The 6,000-nt window shown below is 64.2% G+C and carries 5 protein-coding genes and 1 pseudogene; 2 read left to right on the top strand and 4 right to left on the bottom strand.

Annotation, left to right across the window (positions count from 1 at the left end):
- The 4 genes and pseudogenes from GKC28_RS16060 to parC all read right to left on the bottom strand — a co-directional run.
- On the bottom strand, nt 1–769 hold a 769-nt coding region (locus GKC28_RS16060; protein WP_174148033.1), incomplete at its 3' end, for a GTP-binding protein.
- A pseudogene (locus GKC28_RS16055) lies at nt 712–960 on the bottom strand (GTP-binding protein); the annotation flags it as partial. The gene GKC28_RS16060 and the pseudogene GKC28_RS16055, both read right to left, overlap by 58 nt.
- Before the next feature lie 125 nt (nt 961–1,085).
- Complete coding sequence (locus GKC28_RS16050; protein ID WP_174148030.1) at nt 1,086–1,685, bottom strand: hypothetical protein; 600 nt, start codon at nt 1,683–1,685, stop codon at nt 1,086–1,088.
- Between the two features lie 128 nt (nt 1,686–1,813).
- Nucleotides 1,814–4,162: a DNA topoisomerase IV subunit A gene (gene parC, locus GKC28_RS16045; protein WP_174148029.1), complete on the bottom strand. Its 2,349-nt coding sequence runs from the start codon at nt 4,160–4,162 to the stop codon at nt 1,814–1,816.
- Between the two features lie 233 nt (nt 4,163–4,395).
- Between parC and GKC28_RS16040 the strand changes: the two genes are divergently transcribed.
- A complete protein-coding gene (locus tag GKC28_RS16040; RefSeq protein WP_174148028.1) occupies nt 4,396–5,088 on the top strand; it encodes an SH3 domain-containing protein in 693 nt (230 codons plus the stop codon).
- A gap of 36 nt (nt 5,089–5,124) precedes the next feature.
- Entirely contained in the window at nt 5,125–5,955 is an 831-nt protein-coding gene (locus GKC28_RS16035) for an SDR family NAD(P)-dependent oxidoreductase (RefSeq protein WP_174148027.1), read from the top strand.
- Nucleotides 5,956–6,000: the final 45 nt, after the last annotated feature.

Below are 6,000 nucleotides of genomic sequence, written 5' to 3'. Positions count from 1 at the left end.
CCACGCCGGTGCAGGTGGTTTTCTTGGTGTCGCGGATGCCGACGATTTCGATCTCGTCGCCGACGTTGATCACACCGCGCTCCACACGGCCGGTCACAACGGTGCCGCGGCCGGAGATCGAGAACACGTCTTCGATCGGCATCAGGAACGGCTGGTCRACCGCACGTGCCGGGGTGTCGATGTACTCGTCGACAGCCGCCATCAGCTCTTTGATCTTCTCTTCGCCGATTTCCGGCTTGTTGCCTTCCATCGCCGCCAGAGCGGAGCCTGCAACGATCGGGATATCGTCGCCCGGGTAGTCGTAGGAGGACAGCAGCTCGCGGATTTCCATTTCCACCAGCTCCAGCAGCTCYTCGTCGTCGACCTGGTCAACCTTGTTCATGAACACGACCATCTTCGGGATGCCAACCTGGCGGCCCAGCAGGATGTGCTCGCGGGTCTGCGGCATCGGGCCGTCAGCSGCGTTCACAACCAGGATCGCGCCGTCCATCTGGGCCGCACCGGTGATCATGTTCTTGACGTAGTCGGCGTGGCCGGGGCAGTCGACGTGCGCATAGTGGCGGTTCTCGGTCTCGTATTCCACGTGCGCGGTCGAGATGGTGATGCCGCGGGCTTTTTCTTCCGGGGCGCCGTCGATCTGGTCGTAGGCTTTGAAGTCACCGAAGTATTTGGTGATAGCCGCGGTCAGAGTGGTCTTGCCGTGGTCAACGNGTAGTCGGCGTGGCCGGGGCAGTCGACGTGCGCATAGTGGCGGTTCTCGGTCTCGTATTCCACGTGCGCGGTCGAGATGGTGATGCCGCGGGCTTTTTCTTCCGGGGCGCCGTCGATCTGGTCGTAGGCTTTGAAGTCACCGAAGTATTTGGTGATAGCCGCGGTCAGAGTGGTCTTGCCGTGGTCAACGTGGCCGATGGTGCCGATGTTGACGTGCGGTTTATTGCGTTCAAACTTTTCCTTAGCCATTGCTTAGGCGCCCTTTTGAAATGAGGGGTCTCATCGCGACCCGGTTTCCTCTGCGCCGGCGGATTATTTGGTTTGCCGGCAAAAATCAACCCGTTCCTGCTTGACAGGGGCGGTTTTCGCAAGGCTCAGTCGGCCGGTGCCGCCTCGGCCGCAGCCGCGTCCGTGCCGCCGGCGGTTTCCGCCGCTGCGCGCGGGGCAAACCAGCCCTCCGCTTCATGCTGCTCGGCCATCCATTCCTCGACCTTGTCGGCGATATTGATGGCCAGGCCCTGGATCTGCTCCTCCTTGGTACGGGCATGGCCGGAGCCCAGGAGGGCGCTTTCGCCAGTGGTGCTTTCGAAGATCTCCATCTGGTGCTTTTTCGCCAGGAATTTCTTCTGCGCCACGTCATAGACAAAGACGTTCACCACCACCGCGCTTTTGGGGGAGAACAGCACCGGCACGCCGGGCGGCGCCAGCATGAAACCTTCCAGAGTCACCGCAACGTCGTACTGCTGCGCACCGTCATAGCGGCGCAGGCGGGTGTTCAGCGCCTTTTCGATCGGCGCGGTCCACTCGCTGTGGTCGGCTTTGCGCGACAGCGGCCATTGCAGCGCCTTTTCTGTATAGACATGGGTCACCCGGGCCTGGAAGGCGCCCAGATCCTCCGGTGCTTCGTCCAAGCGGGTTTCGCCGCAGGCGGTAAGCAGAGCCAGCGCAGCCAGCATGGAAAGTATGCGGATCATGGAAGTCCCCCAGGGTAATTCGCTCCTGCCCTGATAGCCGGGCGCGGCCCGCAGGGTAAAGGCCCGGATACAGCACCCCCCGCGCGGGTGGCGCGGGGGGCACAGGCAGGCAGCAGCTTTCTGCCGCCTTACTTGAACTTGTAGTTGCGCGGGAAGCCATGCGGCGGGCGCTTGCCGACGCCGGCGCGCTTGCCGAGCCACTGGGTCAGGTCCGCCTCGTGGCGGGTCTTGCCGCCGCCCATTTCCCACTTGAGCCCTTCATCCCAGTTGAAGGTAGTGATGTCGCTGAGGCCGCCGTCCAGTTCCAGCGAGCCCTGCTTGCCGCGGGCCATGTTGTATTTCTGCAGGCGCACGCCCTTGCCGCGGGTGAGCTCGGGCATTTCCTCGACCGCGAAGACCAGGAACTTGCCGTTCTCGGAGACGATGGCGACGTGGTCGCCCTCGACGGGGATGCAGATCTTGGCGCGCTCGTCGTCCTTGACGTTCAGCACCTGCTTGCCGCTGCGGGTCTGGGCGACGATTTCCTTTTCGGCGCAGATGAAGCCGTTGCCCGCATCCGAAGCGACCAGCAGGCGGCCTTCGGGGTTGTGAATGAGCAGGTCGACTATCTCCGCCTCGTTCGGCAGGTCAACCATCAGGCGCAGCGGTTCGCCCATGCCGCGCCCGCCCGGCAGGTTGGCTGCCGACAGGGTGTAGAAGCGGCCGTTGGAGCCGAACACCAGAAGCCGGTCGGTGGTTTCCGCGTGGAAGATGAAGCGCGGGCCGTCGCCGTCCTTGAACTTCAGCTCGCGATTGAGGTCGATGTGGCCGGTCATCGCACGGATCCAGCCCATCTGCGAGCAGACCACGGTGATCGGCTCACGGTCGATCATCGCCTCCAGCGGCACCTCTTCGACTTCTCCCGCCTCGGCAAAGAGGGTGCGGCGGGCGCCGCCGGCGTAATCCTTGCCGAACTGCTTCTTGGTTTCCTTCAGCTGTTCGGAGATGCGGGACCATTGCAGGTCTTCGGAGGCCAGCAGTTCGACCAGCCCGGCGCGTTCCTCGCGCAGGGCGTCGCGCTCGCGCACCAGCTCGATCTCTTCCAGCTTGCGCAAGCTACGCAGGCGCATGTTGAGGATCGCCTCGGCCTGCACCTCGGTCAGCTCACCAACGCCCTGCGCCGGGGTGATGTATTCGGCCTCGGTGAAGGCGCGCGGGTGGTCCTTGCTCCAGTCCTCGCGGATCAGGGCGGCCTTGGGGTCCTCGTCATAGCGGATGATATCGATCACCCGGTCGAGGTTCAGGAAGGCGATGATGAAGCCTTCGAGCACCTCCAGCCGGTGGTCGATCTTTTCCATCCGGTGGCGCGAGCGGCGCTGCAGCACGTCGCGGCGGTGGTCGAGGAAGGCGCGCAGCACCTCCTTCATCGAGCAGACCTTGGGCGTGACGCCGTCGATCAGCACGTTCATGTTGAGGCTGAAGCGGATTTCCAGGTCCGAATTGCGGAACATCATGTTCATCAGAACCTCGGGGTCCACGTTCTTGGACTTGGGTTCCAGGATGATGCGGATGTCGTCCGCCGATTCGTCGCGCACGTCGGCGAGGATCGGCACCTTCTTGGTCTGGATCAGCTCGGCGATCTTCTCGATCAGCTTGGACTTCTGGACCTGATAGGGGATCTCGGTGACGACGACCTGCCACTGGCCGCGGCCCAGATCCTCGACCTCGTGCTTGCAGCGCAGGCGGAAGGAGCCGCGGCCGCTGCTGTAGGCCTTGGCGATGTTTTCCTTGGGCTCGACGATGATGCCGCCGGTGGGGAAGTCCGGGCCGGGCACGTAGTTCAGCAGGGTGTCGCCGCGGGCATCCGGCGTCCGGATCAGATGCAGGCAGGCGTCGATCAGCTCGGCAATGTTGTGGGGCGGGATGTTGGTGGCCATGCCCACCGCGATGCCGGCCGCGCCGTTGGCCAGGATGTTCGGGAAGGTCGCGGGCAGAACTGCCGGTTCGGTCAGGCGGCCGTCGTAGTTGTCGCGGAAATCGACCGAATCCTCGTTGAGGCCTTCCAGCATGGCCTCAGCCACGAAGGTCATCCGCGCCTCGGTGTAGCGCGAGGCCGCGGGGTTGTCGCCGTCGATATTGCCGAAGTTGCCCTGGCCGTCGACCAGCGGGTAGCGGACGTTGAAGTCCTGCGCCAGACGCGCCATCGCGTCATAGATCGCGGCGTCGCCGTGGGGGTGGAAATCGCCCATGGTGTCGCCGGAAATCTTGGCCGACTTCAAAAAGCCGCCGGTGGAGCTGAGGCGCAGGCGGTTCATTGCATAGAGGATGCGCCGGTGCACCGGCTTCAGCCCGTCGCGGGCATCGGGCAGCGCCCGGTGCATGATGGTGCTGAGCGCATAGGTCAGATAGCGCTCGCCAATGGCGCGGCGCAGCGGTTCCAGGATTTCACCCTGTTCGGGGGCAGACGGCATGTCGGGATCTTCTACCAGGTCGGTCATGAAATCGTGATACTGCCGCCGCCGGAATTGGTAAAGCGGGCGCGCACGAATTTCGCAAGATGCAGCACGGTGCCAACGGTTCGGGGGAGAAGATAGCGGAGTCTCCCCTGTTTCCCCGCTGTTAACTTGCCCTAGATTAGAGTGGAACCAGGCAGCTGCGCCGTGCGTTTCCATTTCAAACCAATGCTATTCCGTGCAGCCGCCGCGTGTGGTGGTACTAGGGGGACAGGGTTATGTCGCGTTTCATTTTAGTTTCTTTCGCTTTTCTGGGCTGGGGCTTCTACGAACTCAGCGGGGGTACGGATTTCGAGCCGCGCAAGGAACGGTCTGAAGCCCTGGAGATCGCCAAGGCGGCGTTCGCCGCGCCGGACGAGAGCCGGCAGGGCAGCCGAAGCAGCCGCGCCAGCGAGGATGCCAAATCCCTGATCCGCAATGTGACTTTCCGCCCGGCCGGCAGCACGCAGGAAGCTGATCGGCCTGTCCGCCCTGCCGCCGACCCGCAACTTCGGTCGCGGGTGGCGCTGCGGCAGATCACCCAGGCCCGCCTGGCCATCGGCGACAGCGCCAATGTGTTCCCGGCGGTGTCGGACCAGGGCGCGCCGCTCCAGCTGGCGTCTCTGGAGGGCGGCCTTGCCGCTATTCAGCCGGCCACTGCCGGGACTGAAGCGCAAAACGATTCGCCTGAACCGGCGGGCGCAGCCCTGGCCGAGCCGCAGCCGGCGCAGGACATCCGCCAGATCAGGGCGTCCCGCGTGAACATGCGGCAGGGGCCAGGCACCAATTATCCGGTGATCACCCGCCTGCTGGGCGGTGACGAAGTGATCGTGTTCGAGGACAACGGCACCGGCTGGCTGCACCTGCGCGCGCCCGGCAAGGGCAAGGTCGGCTGGATTGCCGCTTCCCTGGTGAGCAAGAAACGCCCATAACTGGTCCCGGAGACTTCCGGGCAAAAGGGCGTAACCGTGAAAAAATCCATCCTTATCACAGGCTGCTCCTCCGGGATCGGTCTGGACTCGGCCCGCGGCATGCGCGAGCGCGGCTGGCGGGTATTTGCCTCCTGTAGGCAGCAGCGCGACTGCGACCGGATGCGCGCCGAAGGTTTCGAAAGCCCGCGCATCGATTACACTGACCCGGAAAGCATCACCGCCGGCCTGGCCGAGGTGCTGGAGGCCACCGGCGGCACCCTCGATGCACTGTTCAACAACGGCGCGCACGGGCTGCCCGGTGCGGTGGAGGATCTGCCCACCGAAGGTCTGCGCTCCATCTTCGAGGCCAATTTCTTTGGCTGGCACGAACTGACCCGGCAGGTCATTCCGGTGATGCGCAGGCAGGGCCACGGGAGGATCGTGCAGAATTCCTCGATCCTGGGGTTCGTCACCTTCCCCTGGCGCGGTGCCTATGTGGCGACGAAATACGCGCTGGAGGGGCTGACCGATACGCTGCGGGTGGAGCTGCAGGGCACCGGCATCCATATGGTGCTGATCGAGCCGGGGCCGGTGACGTCGAAGATCCGCGAGAAGTCGATTCCGCATTTCGAGCGCTTCATCGACTGGAAAGCCTCGCCACTGCGCGAGCTGTACGAATCCCGGCTGCTGAAGCGGCTATATGAAAGCAGCGGCCCGGACCGGTTCGAGCTGCCGGCCTCCGCCGTGACCGCCAAGCTGGCGCACGCCTGCGAATCCCGGCGGCCGCATCCGCGCTACTACGTCACCACACCCACCCATATCGCGGGTTTTCTGCGGCGCATCCTGCCGACCCGGGCAATTGACCGCATCCTCGTCAGGCTTGGATAGGCTCGCCATCTGCATTTGGGCAGAGTAGATGGGTGGCAACGGAAA

It is taken from the genome of Leisingera sp. ANG59, from assembly GCF_013317235.1.
GTDB lineage: Bacteria > Pseudomonadota > Alphaproteobacteria > Rhodobacterales > Rhodobacteraceae > Leisingera.
This window is presented reverse-complemented; position numbering and strand designations above follow the sequence as displayed.

Excerpts from the sequence above, each read along its gene's own strand:
- GKC28_RS16050 (WP_174148030.1), bottom strand. The coding sequence starts at position 1,685 with ATGATCCGCATACTTTCCATGCTGGCTGCGCTGGCTCTGCTTACCGCC.
- parC (WP_174148029.1), bottom strand. The coding sequence starts at position 4,162 with ATGACCGACCTGGTAGAAGATCCCGACATGCCGTCTGCCCCCGAACAG.
- GKC28_RS16040 (WP_174148028.1), top strand. The coding sequence starts at position 4,396 with ATGTCGCGTTTCATTTTAGTTTCTTTCGCTTTTCTGGGCTGGGGCTTC.